Raw genomic sequence first — 17,471 nt, 5'->3', positions numbered from 1 at the left:
TGGTGAAATACTTTGCCTTAATCGCTGTTTTCATTAGCTTCACTAATATTGCGGCTCAGCAGTTTGAAGAAACTGGGAGGGGAAGTGCCACAGCGCTGCAAGCCCCTCGTCTAGAAACCTCATTTGAGCCTGTTGATACGCCTATTCAGTCAGAGCAAGATCTGAATGGCTGGGTGAGTGAGAATAAACCGCTTTTAGGGATGTCTGATGCTGCGCAAATACAAATACTGCAAAGTACCCAAGAAGATAACGGCTACAGCATCTATCGGATTCAACAGAAACTAAATAATATTGATGTATTTACCCATCAGTCAGTATTGGTTTTGTCACAAGGGCAACCTGTTAGTGCTCACTTAATGACGACTGATTTGCCTGCACCCGCTGCGCCAAGTATGGCGAGTTTACAACAAACGGTAACGGCCACTTTAGCTGAGTTAAAAATTGAATACCAAGACCAACCTGAGGTTAAACCTGTATATTTCAAAGTTGCCAAAGAACTGCTTGCAGCAGCCGTAGTGCGTGGCAAATTCAAAAAAAATCAATTGGACTATTTATATACTTTGATTATTTCTAGTACCGGTTCTGTACTTAAAGAAATCCCCAATCGCCTTGATTTTAGTTATGGTTTGATTGACGTCGATGAAATGTGCGCTGTGGTTGGTTATAACCGTCCAACGACCATAGTCGAATTATTGATAATGGCTGATAGCGGCTACATTCAGGCTTATCCGCCAGCTGAATCCCAGTCTATGGCAAGTTCTACCAGTGAGCGAAAATTAGCCGCTATGCTAGATGATGCTAATTCCTATTTAACAACTCTGTTTGGCCATTCTGGCATCGATAGACATGACAATGTGCAAGTTTTGGCTTTTGTTGGTAATAAATTTTATGAAGAAAGTCTGAGTTGTGCTGGTAACAATACCACTAACGCATTTTGGACTGAACTGAGTGACTCACTTGGTTTAATGCAGATACATGCTCCCTTATTACAAAATCCTGAAGTTATCATGCACGAACTCACCCACGGTATTGTGGCTTATGGGGCAGGGCTGATTTATCAGCAAGAGTCGGGCGCATTAAACGAAGCTATTGGTGACGCTATTGGCGTAGGTTTCGTCAGTTGGCAGAACAAGCGGTTAAACTCACCAGCCTCTTCTGATTGGAAGTTAAGGTTAGGTAACCAAGTAATACGTGATTTCAGCTACCCAACCCGAATTCAAGATATGCCTGATCATTTCAGTGAACGCTACACTGGAAGCAAGGATTACGGTGGTGTTCATATTAATTCATCTATTATTAACCATGCTTTTTATTTGCTCGCCGAAGGGGGATCTCATCGGCGTTTGGGGGGCGACAACGTTCCTAAAATCGGGATGAAAAAAGCGTTGTTAATTTGGCAGTATGGTGCCACAAAAATCTTAACGCAAACCTCGGATTTTCAAGATGCTCGTTATGCCTTTGCTAAATCGGCTGAAATTATTTTTGGCAAATACAGTGAAGAAAGAACAGCAGTGCACATGGCATTTGACGCCATTGGTGTAAAAGGTCGTTGGACTAAAAACGAGCCACCGCCTAAACCAGATCCTAAACCTGATCCCAAGCCAGATCCTAAACCTGACCCTAAGCCAGATCCTAAACCCGATCCAATTCCAAAACCGGATACAAAGCCAGAGTCTACTGCCGAAATAAGTAACCAAGTGCTGTTGTTAACTGTCCTTTGCTTATTTTTATTGTTCGTTGTTTTGTTTTTTATGCTCAAAAAATCTCGCCCAGGTAAAGCGGACAATTCGGAATTCGCTCCCTATAATCTAAATTTAGACACTAACGGCGATAAAGGTCAGTCTGGAAAAGCTGGCAAATTGAATGCTCAGCTAACCGGTAATTATGGTTTTTTATTGGTTAATGATAAATATTACTCGTTGTCGAATGCTGCCTTGTGCGGTAAAGGAATCACCGTTGGTCGTTCTGATTCGGCAACTATTTCTATTCAGTATCCTTCTGTTTCTAGTTTTCATATACGTTTGTTTTTGCACGACAAGTTCTTGTATGTAGAGGATTTAGGCTCAACTTACGGGACCTTCGTAAACGCTGAAAAAGTGACTAAACATCAAGCGGTACGGCTAAATATAGGTGATGAAATTCTGCTTGCTGATTTGCCGTGTCATATTACTGATAGCAAACAATCGGCGGCCAAAAACGCTAAACAAACTGCGAATATCTCGTCCACTTTAACCTTGCAAACCGACAAAGGGCGGTTTCAAATTCACAGTGAAAAAATGTCAGATGAGGGAGTTACAATTGGCCGAGATACCGCTTGTCATCTGGTTATTCCCCATGACTCGGTTTCTGGGACTCATGGCAAATTTACCTTTAAAAATGATACATGGTGTTTTCAAGATTTAGATTCTTCTTACGGATCATTTTTGAAAAACAACAACCAGGCTGAACAGCTGGAAAAGTTTTCAGAGCAAGAACTTGTAAATGGTGCAGTGTTGTATTTAGCTGATTTCAAAATTGAAGTGGGTGTTGAGCAGGATGACGGCAAAATTAGGCTCTAGTCATTTTTTAAATTATCGATAAGTTAAGGCATTAGGGGGGAAACATAGTGGATGAAAATATATTAGCATTGCCGCAAGGTACAAAGCTAAATCATTACATTATTGAATCTGTTTTAGGCCAAGGCGGTTTTGGTGTGGTATACAAAGCGCACCATGCTCACCTAAATGACGAAGCGGTAATTAAAGAGTTTTTACCGGTCGAGTTAGCGAGTCGTCAAGGTCAAACTGTGTCTCCCCATAGTTCTTCTAAACATGACCTGTATGCTGATTGCTTAAATCGTTTTATGCGAGAAGGTTCCACTTTAGTTCGACTTAAGCACAAAAATGTTGTCCGTTGTAGGGATCTTTTCACCGCCAACGGCACGGCTTACTTGGTGATGGATTTCGAAGATGGTTTAGCCTTAGATGAACTTATTAGTAGCCTAGAGTCCCAAGGACAGCATTATTCCGAACAACAGTTGATGCATTTTTTAATACCTCTAGCTGATGGATTAGCATACATCCACAGCCAAGGAGTATTACATCGTGATATTAAGCCCGCTAATATTTTCATTCGTCGCAGCACAGGTTTACCTGTACTTATTGACTTTGGCGCAGCGAAACAGAATTTCGCTTTAGCATCTCAATCACAGGCTCCTTATACTGAGTTTTATGCGCCAATGGAACAAATTGAAGGTGGTGGAGAAGCCAAAGCAACCATTGATATTTATGCGTTTGGTGCACTTATGTATCGTATCGTAACCGGCACTGTTGGGGTTAAGGCCGAGAGTCGTGCGCTGGCCATGGTGATAGGCAAAGATGATCCTCTTGCCCCAGCCGCGAGTTTGGCCAAAGCGGATTATTCTGAATCTTTTCTAACTCTGATTGATGATTGTTTAAAGTTTAAGGCCGAAGATCGGCCTCAGACAATGGCTGAGGTAAAACAAAGGTTACAGCTTATTGCTGAGCCATTTATTGAGGTTATCTCGGATCCTGCTCCTCAGCCGTTTCATTTACTCAATGATTTAATCGATATGGCCGGTAGTGATGGCATTATCTCGGAAAGTGCAATGCGATTAATTCTGAGTAAAGCTAAAACACTGAATATTGATGCCGAAGCAGCTAAAGGTTATATATTAACCAAAGCCGCAGCAAATCATTGGAAAATAGACGGTAGCACGACTAATGCTCCTGAGAAGGACAGCAGACCGTCAACAAGCAGCGCTGATAAGCCAGAGCCTCCGTTCAAGAAAAAGCCTGAAAAAACCAACAAAGTTGCTCTTCAAGAGGAGCAGAATAAAGCTAAAAAAACATCCTCTTTTAAGGCCAAGCTTCTAGCGAGTCTTGTATTTGTAGGCATTTTAGTAGCTCTGCCAGCGATTGTGGATTATCAACAGGAACAAGAACGAAATCGATTAGCAGCGTCCTACCAACAACAAAAAGAAAGCCTTGCATTAAAGCTTAAGGCAGAAGATGAAAATGCTTGGGCCAAAGCGAAATCAAGCAACACCGCGGCGGCTTATCAGGTCTATCTTGATACCCAGCAATTTGGTCAATATCGCAATGCCGCAAATAGCGCCATTGCCGAATTGAAAATCATACAGGAACAGCAGCAAGCTCGAATCAAAAGCGATGAAGCTGACTGGGCGATAGCGAAAAAAGGCAACTCTGCATTACATTATCAAGGTTATTTAGATAAAGGGTCCATTCGAATCCATCGACAAGAAGCATTAGATGCCTTAGCTGAATTAACCAAGCAAGGATTGAACCCTACTGATTCTAATGAACAATTTATCCTAGGTTATAACTTTGATTACGGTAAAGATGGTCGCCAACAGTCTTACGAACAAGCATTATACTGGTATAAAAAAGCTGCGGATCAGGGCGAAACTGGGGCGATGAATAATGCTGGGCTTCTGTATAAGTTAGGCCAAGGTGTTGAGCAGTCTTATTCTGAAGCAGTAAAGTTTTTCCGTAAAAGTGCTGAGCTTGGGAATGCCTATGGGGCAAATAATTTAGGGGCAATGTATAGAGATGGTATTGGGGTAACTCAGTCACATCAAGAAGCTAACAAATGGTTCAAAAAAGCGGTCGAAAAAGAATTAGCTTCTGCATACGTTAGCTATGGTTACCAATATTACAAAGGCCATGGTGTAACCCAATCTTATTCTGAAGCGTTAAAATATTATCGATTGGCAGCGGATCAAAATAACAGAGTCGGGCAGTACAATGTGGCGATCATGTATGAAAATGGTGATGCTGTCCCTCAATCCGAATCTGAAGCGATAAAATGGTATCGATTATCGGCCAAACAAGGGTATGAAAAAGCCCAAAAAGAGTTAGAAAACAGAAATCTAACTTGGTAACGCGGCAGAAATAATTAGTTGTGAATGCAATAATAATTAGAAAAAGAGTGTTGAAATGGAAAATATACTAGCGCTACCTATTGGAACTGAAATTAATCACTATGTTATTGAATCAGTGCTTGGTCAAGGTGGATTTGGTGTGGTGTATAAAGCTCACCACGCCCATTTAAACGAGCAAGTTGTGATTAAAGAATTTCTGCCTGTTGAGCTAGCTAGTCGCCAAGGGGAAACTGTGACGCCCCATGGCACTTCGAAACAAGATGTATATGGAGATTGCTTAAGACGTTTCATGGAAGAGGGACGTACTTTGGTAAAACTGCGTCATCCTAATGTTGTGCGTTGCCGTGATTTGTTTACCTCCAATGGTACCGCTTATCTCGTTATGGATTTTGAAGATGGATTAGCGCTAGATGAACTTATTAGCAGCTTAGAGTCGCAAGGTCAGCATTATTCGCAAGAACAATTGATGCATTTTTTGCTACCGTTGGCTGATGGGCTGGCTTATATCCACAGCCAAGGTGTGTTGCATCGCGATATTAAGCCTGCCAACATTTTTATCCGTCGTAGTGACGGTTCACCAGTTCTTATCGATTTCGGTGCAGCTAAACAAAACTTTGCTTTAGCTTCGCAATCGCAAGCTCCATATACAGAATTTTATGCACCTATGGAGCAAATTGAAGGTGGTGGTGAGGCCAAACCTACTATCGACATCCATGCGTTTGGCGCCTTGATTTATCGTATTGTAACGGGAGAAAAGGGAACTAAAGCGGAAAGTCGAACTTTAGCGTTTGCCATGGGAAAACCCGATCCATTAATTCCTGCAATTGAGCTGCAAAAAGGCGAGTTTAGTCAATCATTGCTCAAACTTGTAGACGATTGTTTGCAGTTTAAGGCAAATGATCGTCCGCAAACTATGCAAGAAGTGAAAGACCGATTACTGAAAAGCGCTAATAACAGCGAAGACGATAGCGGCCAGTCATTGACTTTACTTGCAAAATTAGATGATTTAATTGCGCTTGCAGGTAGCGATGGTGAGATCAGTGAAGCTGAAATGAAACTGATTTTGGATAAGGCTGTTATGTTGACCATTGATCCTGTCGAGGCGCAACAATATGTGGTCTCTAAAGCGACACAACACGGTTGGCGATTTGCCAATGGGGTTGAGCAAACTGTAACGGAACAACCGTCTGCCACTCCAGTTCCCACACCCTTGCCAACACCTCCACCGCCTGCTGCTACCCCTTCCAAGCCGACTTCAAAACCAGAGCCCGTTTGGCCAGCTAACGAAAAAGTGGAATCTTCTGGTGGATTAAAATGGTTGGCTTTAATTGTTGTACTTGCTCTGGTTTCAGGTGGCAGTTTCTATGGCTATTCACTTTATCAAGAAAAGCAGCAAGAATTAGCTAAACAAGAGCGTTATCTAAAGCAAAAACAACGTGAGCTCGATAATCAAAGACAGCAGCAAGCTGAAATATTAGCAAAACAACAAGCCGAACAGCAGAAAAAGGAAGAGGATGATCAAGCATGGTCGGCAGCGGTAAAACTAAACTCCCGTTCCTCCTATCAACACTATCTTGATGTGCAAACTGAAGGACGCTACCGCACATCAGCTCAAAATCGCATCGACCAATTCGAAAGACTCGCGAAACAACGTCAAAGCGAATCGGCCGATAAAACCGCTTGGAACAAGGCTAAAGAAGCTAATACAGCGATGGATTATGATGGATATCTAAACACATACCCATCTGGAATTTATCGTTCTTTGGCTGAAGCAGCTCTACGGAAATTGACAAATGAAGGATTGAACCCCTCAGATGCTGAGAAGCAATTTGAATTAGGTAACAATTATCGCACCGGTAATGACTCTGATATTCCTGTTTCGTACGAGCAATCTGTGTATTGGTATCAACGATCGGCCGACCAAGATCACGCAAATTCTGCGAATAACCTAGGTTATATGTATGAAAACGGCTATGGCGTTGCTAAGTCTTTAACTGAGGCTGCAAAATGGTACGCAAAAGCCGCTGATTTAGGCAGTAAATACGGACAGAATAACCTTGGAATATTATACAGAGATGGGGATGGAGTGAAGCAATCTTACTCCAATGCACTCTATTGGTTTCGTAAATCAGCGGAGCAAGATCATGCAAGTGCACAGCATAACCTAGGTAATCTGTATCGAGATGGAGAAGGGGTAACACAGTCCCATACTGAGGCGATTAAATGGTATCGAAAAGCAGCAGACCTAGGGTATTCCAGCGCACAAGTTAGTTTAGGTTTGCAATATGAGCGGGGGCATGGCGTCTCTGTTTCAAAAACCGATGCTGTTTATTGGTATCGCAAGGCAGCTGAACAAGGCAATCAATGGGGACAGTACGATTTAGGTCTTTGTTATGAGTTTGGTCGCGGTGTGGATACCTCGTTATCAACAGCTATCGAATGGTATAAAAAAGCAGCCAAGCAAGGCCACGAGGATTCCCAAAAAAGGTTAACCGACAAGGGATATACTTGGTAAAGCCATTATGTTGAATATTAAAAATAGTAAGAATTTCAAGGGCTGTTTATAGCTAAATGACTGATCATGTATTTGCTTTACCTACAGGCACAGAGCGTAATCATTATGTGCTTGAATCTGTGTTGGGACAGGGTGGTTTTGGCGTTGTGTACAAAGCACAGCATGCTTTGCTGCGCCAAATGGTGGTGATTAAAGAGTCCTTGCCTTTTGCATGTTCCAGTAAAATGAGTAGCTATCTACAATAAAGCCGTGGAATGGCATAAAAAAGCGGCGCGAGCTGGAAATTCCTCCGCAAAAGATGCCTTAAGCGGCAGAGGAATTTCATGGTGAACACTATTGCGCGAACAGGAATATATAATGAAAAACGGGAACGTTAAGGTGTAATAATTGATGGATGAGAATATTTTAGCGCTGCCTCAAGGCACCCCGTTAAATCACTATGTTATTGAGTCGGTACTTGGCCAAGGTGGGTTTGGCGTGGTGTATAAAGCTCATCATGCCCATTTAAATGAAGAAGTGGTCATTAAAGAGTTTTTACCGGTAGAACTTGCAAGTCGGCAGGGCACAACAGTGGTGCCCCATGGGACTTCGAAACAAGATGTCTACAGTGATTGTTTGCGTCGATTTATGGAAGAGGGTCGCACATTAGTGAAGCTGCGGCACCAAAATGTTGTGCGTTGTCGAGATCTGTTTACCGCCAATGGGACTGCTTATTTGGTGATGGATTTTGAAGACGGGTTAGCGCTAGATGAATTGATCTCCAGTTTGGAAGCCCAAGGTCAACGGTATTCACAAGAGCAATTGCTGCATTTTTTATTACCTATGGCCGATGGTTTAGCTTATGTACATCAGCAAGGTGTATTACATCGCGACATTAAACCTGCGAATGTGTTTATCCGTCGTTCCGATGGTTCACCTGTGTTAATTGATTTTGGCGCGGCCAAACAGAATTTTGCGTTGGCATCTCAGTCGCAAGCTCCTTACTCAGACTTTTATGCACCTATGGAGCAGATTGAAGGCACTGGTGAAGCTAAGCCCACAGTGGATATTCATGCTTTTGGTGCACTAATGTATCGTATCGTTTCGGGTACCGCAGGTATCAAAGCTGAAAGTCGCATATTGGCCATAGTGAGTGGCCGAGAAGATCCGTTGAAATCTGCAACCAGTTTTACCGATTTAGGCTATTCAACTCAGTTGTTAACCCTAATTGATGACTGTTTGAAATTTAAGCCCTTAGAACGTCCGCAAACAATGTTAGAAGTTAAGGCGCGTTTGTTAGCCAGTGTTGAAATTGATGGAAGTGAAGCGGCACAGCAGCAAAACCCGCTTTCATTATTGGATGATATGCTTGAATTAGCTGGTTCTGATGGTGTGGTTAGTGAGACAGAAATGGCTATGTTGGTTAGTAAAGGCATCAGCTTAGGCGCCGACGAATCGGCCGTGCGTAAATACGTAGTGGCAGAGGCGACGCGTAATGGCTGGAAGCTTGAAATCGCTGGTCAGGACGACCCAAAACGACGTTCAACTAAGCACACAGCTCAAGGTGATGAAGGTGCCGGCGATCTTGCTGGCAAAGATATTAATCATACTTTAGCGTACACGTTGGAAGATTCCGTTCAGGAAAATACCGTAGATATCAATTTCAGTAAAATCGTATCTTGCCAAACCTGTGTTGCCAAAGGAGCTGTTAACTCCTCTTGTTCGGTCTGTAAAGGAAAAGGCTTAGTCGCCCAGAATCAAGCATTGCGAGTCAAAATTCCGCAAGGCGTGATGACCGCCGATCGCATTCGTTTAAAGGGTGAAGGCAATGTGACCAGCTTTGCTGGAACCGCTGGTGATTTATATATCGTAATAGCGATCCAGCCTCACTCGGTATTTACTATTCAAGGGCAAGATTTGCATGCCTCTATTAGGGTGTCTGAGGATCAACTCATCGCCGGCAATCAAATACCTTTTACCGCCCTTGATCGACAGTTTAAATTAAAAGTCCCTGAGGGGTATAAAAACGGACAAGCTATTCGCTTAAATGGAATCGGACTGCCATTCGGCGCTGAAACGCGGCTGCGTGGTAGCCTCTTCCTCAGCTTAGAGCCATCAGACACGGGAACTACCGAAACGACAGTTACCGAAGATGGTGCAGTTGTTATCGTACTAGAAAAGAATAGTCCAGCGATTAGTAACGGGATCGCCCAACAAAATATTGGTATAGAAACCTTGGGAAGCACCTTGACTCCTCTGGTAACTACAGGCACTAATTTAGCTAATCCTGTATCGCAGACTTTTTCTACCTCAGAAGATAATCAGCAGCTTATTTCTCTTAATCTATACCGGGGAAATAGCAGCAAACTGAGTAAATCTGTGTTCTTAGGCACCTTTGATATCAGCGATATTTCGCCAGCCACAAAGGGGATTCCCAAAATTGAAGTGTCTGTGTATTGCCAAGGTAGCGACATTTTGATGAAGGTGAAAAGCTTAGACGGGAAACCACTGCGTTTGAGCAGCGAAAATCATGTAAATTTACAAACCATCCAGTCTCAAAGTACAAAATCAGCAAATAGTCACACAACCGAACAAGTCGCTGAAAAGTCAACAGACAACAAAACATACACTAAGGCTGGCATTTTTTGGCGAATCTTAGCTTGGGTACTGTTTGTATTGAGTGTGAAAACCCTAATTTCTGTGATGATGAATTAGCATTTCACTGAGTTAAGACAAAAGCTCAATGACGTGACCCCCCAATCATTGAGCTATTCAATAATTGGGGGGATAACCTTAACTAACTGAACGTTGATATTTGTTTGTTAGTTAACAGTTAGTTTTTTAGGATAGGCTGCGGTGCCCCACAAAGGCACCGTAGACAAACTGTGTTTATAACTGCCAGAGGTTTCTTTAGTTGAATATGAAAGATACATCAGGGTTTGTGATTTTGGGTCAAAAATCCGTCTCACTTTCATATTTTTGAAAAAGATGCTTTTCGATTTTTTAAACACCACTTCACCGGAATCAGACTTATCAATTTGATTAATCATCTGCGCGGTAATCTCTCCGGTTTGACGGCAAGCAATTGAACTATCGGAGGGATCCGATAAATCCAAATTAGCTTCGATACTTGAAATATGACAAGTCACTCCGGTTACGATGGGATCTTGTAAGGCATCTAATTTAATGTCTTTTGTGGTAAATACACCTAAAGATACATCGCCCACTTCATTGTCACTACATGCGGATATACTCACTGTTGCGAGTAGCACGATAATCAATTTTTTCATTCTGTTAGTCCTTATAGGTACTTGAATTTGCATCGTTATAAAAATGTGCAGATCTCTGATAACGCTTTTTTGCTCTGTGCATGTTTAGGCACAGTGGCATCGGTGTCTGGGTAACCTGCTATTAATAACATGTAAGGTCGCTCATCGTCTGGTCGGTTGCAAATTTTTGATAAAAATGACATGGGTTTAGGTGTATGGGTTAAGGTAACTAAGCCTGCATGATGCAAAGCGGTAATTAACATACCTGTCGCGATACCTACAGATTCATGAACATAATAATTAGTGTGTTTTTCTCCTGTCACCACACCGCCTTTTTTCTGACTAAATACGGCGATTAACCAAGGAGCGTGCTCTAAATAGGGTTTTTGCGCATCCGTTCCCAAAGGTTTAAGAGCATCAAGCCATTCTTCACCTGCACGTCCAGCATAAAATCCTTGCTCATGCTGCTCGGCTTGCTCTCTAACTTGTTTTTTTACTTCGGATGAATGTATTGCCACAAAATGCCAAGGTTGATGATTGGCACCACTTGGTGCTGTGCCTGCTGCTTTTATGCAATTTTCTATAATCGATTGCGGTACGCTACGATTACTAAATTGGCGAACACTATGACGGCGTTTGATATTTTCGTAGAAGTCTTGCGCGCGTTTTTGCATCTCGTCGACAGAGTATTCAATATAATCAGTTAATGGTGTTGCATCATGTTGTTTCATCGATATCCAGTTTTGCTTAAACTTAATAGGTCCTTTCTTCAAGCAATGAGTATATCTAGATATCAATTAAGACAGCAAATTTACTCAGTGTTGCAGTAAGTGAAATAGTACCAAAGTTATACTCTCTAATATGACAATGATCATTGATCTCTGCATAATATTGCTCTAGTTTGCTTCTACAATTTTGAAGGCAAATAATTGGCAGACATCAAAAGTCTTGTTCTCAGGACGTTTTGAGCTGCTAATTCAGCATAAGAGGTTATAAAAATGAGTAATGATTCTATTGTTATTGTATCTGCTAAACGCACCGCGATGGGCGGCTTTATGGGTAGTTTATCAGCCGTAGATGCAACCGAATTAGGTGCCACAGCGGTTAAAGCTGTTTTGGGTGATGTAGATAAAAATATCATCGACGAAGTCATCATGGGTTGTGTACTACCAGCTGGTTTAGGTCAAGCGCCTGCTCGACAAGCGACATTAAAAGCTGGATTACCATTAAGCACTGGAGCGTTGACGATCAATAAAGTCTGTGGCTCTGGCATGAAAGCGGTTATGTTGGCAAATGATCTTGTCACTGCCGGATCTGCGCAAGTGGTTATTGCCGGCGGTATGGAAAGCATGAGTAATGCACCTTACATTTTGCCTAAAGCCCGCGGCGGTTATCGAATGGGACACGGCCAAGTCATCGATCACATGATGATGGATGGTCTCGAAAATGCGTATGATGGAAAGGCAATGGGGTGTTTCGCTCAAGATACTGCTGACGCAGAGTCTATCACCCGTGAACAAATGGATGACTTTGCTCTGTCTTCTCTAACCAAAGCGTCGAATGCAATAGAAAGTGGCGCGTTTAAAAATGAAATTACTCCACTAACGATTAAAACTCGTAAAGGAGAAGTGGTTGTAGACACAGATGAAGGACCAGGTAATGCAATGCCGGATAAAATTCCTAAACTGCGTCCTGCATTTAAAAAAGACGGCACTGTAACTGCAGCTAATTCTAGCTCGATCTCTGATGGTGCTGCTGCATTATTGATTATGAAAGAAGCTAAAGCACAAGAACTTGGATTAACGCCTTTAGCTAAAATTGTAGGTCACTCAACCAACTCCATTAAACCTGAAGACTTTACGGTCGCCCCAGTTGGTGCAATGGAAAAATTGTTTGCTAAAACTGGTTGGGACAAAGAGGATGTTGATTTGTTTGAAATCAACGAAGCTTTTGCCATGGTGACCATGTTAGCCATTACTAAACTGGGTTTAGACAGCAACAAAGTAAATATTAACGGCGGCGCTTGTGCTTTAGGCCATCCAATTGGCGCGTCTGGTGCTCGACTTATCGTTACCCTCCTACATGCTTTACACAACAAAGGTCTAAAAAAAGGTGTTGCCTCGCTATGTATTGGTGGTGGTGAAGCTACCGCTATCGCGGTTGAAATGTGTTAGTCCTGTAGGCGGGCGCTTTAGGCCCGCTTAGATAGGTTAGCTAATTCCACGGGCTAAATCCACGGGCTAATTCCATGGCCTAAAGGCCATGCTACAGGGTTGTAGGCGGGTGCTTTAGCCCCGCTTAGATAGGCCAGCTAATTCCATGGGCTAATTCCATGGCCTAAAGGCCATGCTACAGGGTTGGGTTGTAGGTGGGTGCTTTAGCCCCGCTTAGATAGGCCAGCTAATTCCACGGGCTAAATCCACGGGCTAATTCCATGGCCTAAAGGCCATGCTACAGGGTTGGGTTGTAGGTTGGTGCTTAGGCCCGCTTAGATAGGCCAGCTAAATTCATGGGTTATCTCCGTGACCTAAATCCATGGCCTAAAGGCCATGCTACAGGGTTGGGTTGTAGGTGGGTGCTTTAGCCCCGCTTAGATAGGCCAGCTAAATCCATGGGCTAATTCCACGGGCTAATTCCATGGCCTAAAGGCCATGCTACAGGGTTGGGTTGTAGGCGGGTGCTTTAGCCCCGCTTAGATAGGCCAGCAAAATTCATGGGTTATTTCCGTGGCCTAATTCCATGGCCTAAAGGCCATGCTACAGGGTTGGGTTGTAGGTGGGTGCTTTAGGCTAATTATTCTCAAAATACGCATATTTCTTTAGGGAATTTTATTTCTAATATTTCAATTTTTATCGATTCTATTATATTCTAAGTCATTCACTTCATTGACTAAAACAGTGTTTCGTTTATTGACAACTGCAGGGATTTTGCGAATGGGTAGATGTATGGTCGTTAGTTTAATAACTATGTCTTTATTAACCTATTCAAGTTTAAGTATAGGTCAGCAAAATAGTTTATCTTCTCATCAAAACAATAAAGTTGAATTAATCACAGGATCTAATTACTACCCATATGTTGACCCTAAAGCAATCGATGACGGTTGGTCAGTATCAATAATAAAAGCAGTATTTGAGCAAATGGGGAAACAGGTCGATATTGAGATTCTGCCTTGGCAGCGGGGTTATAAATGGACCGCTGAAGGGCAATATGAAGGGACTTTTCCGTATGTTTTTACCGAACAAAGAGCAAAGACTTTTATCTATTCCAAACCTATTAACTTGATTCCTGTCAGAATATATACAAATAAAAATAAGAATGTAATGTCGTTAGCGGAATTAAAAAAAGCCCGTTTATGTTTGCCCCATGGTTACAGTCTGAGCCGCGAACAAGTTGCATTAATTGACAAGCATCAACTGATAATCCAAAACGCATCGACGGCTGGTGGATGCGTTATGCAAGTGGCAAAAGGTTGGAGTGATTTGGGGTTTATCAATGGTTATCTACAAAGTGAAAATAACGCTACACTTTTTACAAAACTTTCTAACGTCAATGTGCTGCAAATCCCTGTGGCTAATGTTCCACTTTTTTATATTGTCTCTCGTCAGTTCAAAGATGCACAGCAACATATTGATCGTTTTAATGAAGCTTTGGCACTTATTGAGAAATCCGGTAAGAGACGCGAAATAGATCAACAATTTGAATCCTTTCTTAACGTATCTGAATCCCCCATTAGTTTGAAGTACTGAGTGTGGCATTTTTTGTTAATTTTCATTTTTAGCGCAAACTCTGTAAGCCATAGTGATTATAACTATTCTCAAGTAGAATCGAGTTCTATTCAAATCGTTGCGTTGTAGGAACCTGATGTGCGCAAAGCTGTAAAGTCTCGTCTCGCTTTTTTGATTATCGCTGTTATTTGCTATAGCGCCGGTTTTTACTTTCTTCCTGAACAACTTAATAGCGAAACTGACACAATTTTAAGTGCTGGTTTTGCAATAGTTTATTTTCTACTTCTACCCATTCTGTATTGGTTATTAATCATCAAGGCAGGCAATCAAAAGCCTTGGAAGATGATCTTAATTTTTTCACTAAGTGCAGGTATCGCACGTTTTAGTTTTGCTGCACAGATCGCTGATTATTTTGAATTTGTTATGTGGTTACGAATTCCGATTATTGGTATTTTGCTGGCCATCGAATTTTTCTTAATCGCCCACGTGATCAAATCGCTCTGGCAGGCACGAAAACTCAAAGGTGATCCAAGAGTGCATATGATCAACAGCATTAACAGTGATGATGATGAGAAAAAGCAACAACTCTCCATCACGCTCTCCTATGAGCCCGCTAGTTGGTATTACTGCCTACCATTTTTGTCTCGCAATCATCCGCGCCCAGTGACGCATTTGAAATTATTATCCCGTTATCCTTTGCATTTTATTTGTATGTTATGCGGTTTAACGCTAGTTGCTGGTCTTGCCTATATGCTAATTGCCACTATCAGTGAATTGGTTGCACTAATTGTGGCTTCTTTTATTAGCTATTCAATTATTTCTATCTGTGCAAACTATCGAATAAGTCGTTACCACTCGGTGTATTTTTTAGACAACAATTTAGTATTGAATTCATCGTTTTTGTCTATCATGGTTATTCCGTTATTAACCATAAAAACCGTCGATACTGGGTGTTGGAATAAACAAGAATTGACCGAATCGCTAATTTTAGGGCGAGGTAAAACCGCTAATATATTACTCACTTTTAATCATGAAATAAGTTATTTTTCGATGATGGGCATGCTCAATGAGCCTTTTAATAAAGTGTATCTTTCGGTAGAAGACCCCGCTGCGCTAAAACAACAAATACAAGATAAAATAAACTTGGGATAGCCAGCATAAATAAAAAACAACTCTTTGTGGTTAGGTGAAGTAATCAACAAAAATACACTCCACTGTTTTTAAGGTGCATTGAGCTGAATTATCATTACAAGTAAGGTAAGTTTAAGTAGGATAAACAAAACCTATTTGCAATGAGTACACATGTCGTCCGAAAAAATTCAAACCCGTCAGTTAATCAGTTGGATTTTTAGTCAACTCAAACCTTATCGCCGTAGAGTTGTGTTAGCTATTCTAGCGTTAATTGTGGGCGCAGTGTCTTGGTTGATGCTTGGTCAAGGTGTCAAAGTCGTCGTTGATGAAGGCTTTTTGGCCAATAACAGTGACAAACTAAATCAAATGGTGTTTGTGGTTTTGGGGATTGCTTTGCTTGGTAGTTTAGCAGCGTTTTTTCGGTTTTATTTAATGATATGGCTAGGCGAACGGGTCAGTGCCGATATTCGAAAACAAGTATATTTCCATCTTTTGAATCTATCCCCAGGCTTTTTTGAATCAACCCGAACCGGTGAAGTGATTTCGCGGTTCACCGCAGATACAACAGTGTTGCAAACTGTGGTGGGTATGGGCCTATCCATGGCATTGCGAGCGTCAATCACCTTTATTGGCTCGATGTTGTTGATGTTTATTACCAGTCCTTTACTTACTTTATACGTTTTGATTGCTGTGCCCTTAGTGCTCCTACCGATTAAGTTCTTAGGCGCAAGAGTACGTATTTACGCTCGAAATAGTCAGGATCGTGTTGCCGATATGGGCGCATATGTGGATGAAAGTTTGCACGAAATTCAAACTGTACAAGCCTATACCCATGAAGGTATCGACCGTCGTTTATTTGCTGACCGTATTGAGGCAGTGATGTTGGCTGCTAGTCATCGAATAAAATATCGCGCGCTAATGATTTCATTGGTAATGGGGATCAGTATTACTGCTATTACCATTGTTGCTTGGTTAGGCGCTAAAGAGGTGCTAAGTGCTGGGGTTAGCGCCGGCGAGCTTACTGCATTTATGTTTTATGCGGTAATGGCCGGCGGGGCTGTGGCTACAATAAGTGAAGTGATTGGTGAAATTCAAAAGGCGGCAGGGGCAAGTGAGCGCTTATTGGAATTACTCAATACTCGACCGCTTATTGAAGCACCGGCGAAACCTCAATTGTTACCCGAGGTTATTTCAGGACGCTTAGATATTCTAGACGTTAATTTCGCTTATCCTAGCGCTGAGCAAGTAGCGGTTCTTAAACATCTTAACTTACAAATAGAACCTGGTGAGCGGATAGCCTTAGTGGGTCCTAGCGGTGCCGGCAAATCGACCTTGTTTCAACTGCTATTAAGGTTTTACGATATCACTAGTGGCAGTATTCAAATTGATGGTTTTCATTGCCACATGTTGTCGCCGGATGATCTGCGTAAACAATTTGCACTAGTACCTCAAGAATCGGTTATTTTCGCAACCAATGCTCTTGAAAATATCCGTTATGGTCGACCAGATGCGACTATGGATGAGGTAATTGAAGCTGCAAAAGCGGCTAGGGCGGATAAATTTATTGGTGAATTACAAGACGGATATTTTACCGATTTAGGTGAAAGAGGTGTTAGATTATCAGGTGGACAGAAACAACGAATTGCGATTGCCAGAGCGATATTGGCTGATCGACCAATTTTATTGCTCGACGAGGCCACAAGTGCGTTGGACGCCACCAACGAACAACTGGTCAAGCAAGCTCTAGATAAATTAATGGATGGAAAAACCACGCTGATTATTGCCCATCGATTATCTACAGTGGTGAATGCCGATAGAATAGTGGTTATGGACAAAGGTGAAGTAGTCGCAATTGGTAGCCATCATGAATTAATGCAAGGCAACAGTGTGTACCGACAGTTCGCCGAATTGCAACTCGTCAGTTGACGAGTAGTTATATTATAAACGGT

General features: G+C 42.1%; 11 protein-coding genes. 9 read left to right on the top strand and 2 right to left on the bottom strand.

The features are described from left to right. Nucleotides 1-2 precede the first annotated feature (2 nt). From VUI23_RS15395 to VUI23_RS15375, 5 genes are all read left to right on the top strand, one after another. On the top strand, nucleotides 3-2,558 hold the full coding sequence (locus VUI23_RS15395) for a M4 family metallopeptidase (protein WP_342804906.1): 2,556 nt from the start codon (nucleotides 3-5) through the stop codon (nucleotides 2,556-2,558). 47 nt (nucleotides 2,559-2,605) lie between these two features. Beyond that, on the top strand, nucleotides 2,606-4,903 hold the full coding sequence (locus tag VUI23_RS15390) for a serine/threonine-protein kinase (protein ID WP_342804905.1): 2,298 nt from the start codon (nucleotides 2,606-2,608) through the stop codon (nucleotides 4,901-4,903). 55 nt (nucleotides 4,904-4,958) lie between these two features. Continuing rightward, nucleotides 4,959-7,418 (top strand): protein kinase, encoded by a 2,460-nt coding sequence (locus VUI23_RS15385; protein ID WP_342804904.1) that lies wholly within the window; start codon nucleotides 4,959-4,961, stop codon nucleotides 7,416-7,418. Between the two features lie 56 nt (nucleotides 7,419-7,474). Then, nucleotides 7,475-7,663, top strand: coding sequence for a hypothetical protein (locus VUI23_RS15380; RefSeq protein WP_342804903.1), 189 nt, complete (start codon nucleotides 7,475-7,477; stop codon nucleotides 7,661-7,663). Between the two features lie 145 nt (nucleotides 7,664-7,808). Further along, nucleotides 7,809-10,112, top strand: a complete 2,304-nt coding sequence (locus VUI23_RS15375) for a DnaJ C-terminal domain-containing protein (RefSeq protein WP_342804902.1) — start codon at nucleotides 7,809-7,811, stop codon at nucleotides 10,110-10,112. A 107-nt stretch (nucleotides 10,113-10,219) separates the two neighbouring features. Here VUI23_RS15375 and VUI23_RS15370 read toward each other — a convergent pair whose 3' ends face one another. Beyond that, on the bottom strand, nucleotides 10,220-10,687 hold the full coding sequence (locus VUI23_RS15370) for a CreA family protein (RefSeq protein WP_216047075.1): 468 nt from the start codon (nucleotides 10,685-10,687) through the stop codon (nucleotides 10,220-10,222). Between the two features lie 35 nt (nucleotides 10,688-10,722). Beyond that, complete coding sequence (locus VUI23_RS15365; protein ID WP_342804901.1) at nucleotides 10,723-11,397, bottom strand: nitroreductase family protein; 675 nt, start codon at nucleotides 11,395-11,397, stop codon at nucleotides 10,723-10,725. 267 nt (nucleotides 11,398-11,664) lie between these two features. On the opposite strand from VUI23_RS15365, the gene VUI23_RS15360 reads away from it, so the two are divergent. The 4 genes from VUI23_RS15360 (at nucleotide 11,665) to VUI23_RS15345 (ending at nucleotide 17,448) form a co-directional block, all read left to right on the top strand. After that, a complete protein-coding gene (locus tag VUI23_RS15360) occupies nucleotides 11,665-12,840 on the top strand; it encodes a thiolase family protein (protein WP_342804900.1) in 1,176 nt (391 codons plus the stop codon). Between the two features lie 771 nt (nucleotides 12,841-13,611). Beyond that, nucleotides 13,612-14,412, top strand: coding sequence for a transporter substrate-binding domain-containing protein (locus VUI23_RS15355; RefSeq protein ID WP_342804899.1), 801 nt, complete (start codon nucleotides 13,612-13,614; stop codon nucleotides 14,410-14,412). A gap of 117 nt (nucleotides 14,413-14,529) precedes the next feature. Further along, complete coding sequence (locus VUI23_RS15350) at nucleotides 14,530-15,543, top strand: hypothetical protein (protein ID WP_342804898.1); 1,014 nt, start codon at nucleotides 14,530-14,532, stop codon at nucleotides 15,541-15,543. A 150-nt stretch (nucleotides 15,544-15,693) separates the two neighbouring features. After that, nucleotides 15,694-17,448 (top strand): ABC transporter transmembrane domain-containing protein, encoded by a 1,755-nt coding sequence (locus VUI23_RS15345; RefSeq protein ID WP_216047071.1) that lies wholly within the window; start codon nucleotides 15,694-15,696, stop codon nucleotides 17,446-17,448. The last annotated feature ends 23 nt before the right edge of the window (nucleotides 17,449-17,471 follow it).

Source organism: Alteromonas sp. M12 (genome assembly GCF_037478005.1).
In the GTDB taxonomy this organism is placed as follows: Bacteria; Pseudomonadota; Gammaproteobacteria; order Enterobacterales; family Alteromonadaceae; genus Aliiglaciecola; species Aliiglaciecola lipolytica_A.
This window is presented reverse-complemented; position numbering and strand designations above follow the sequence as displayed.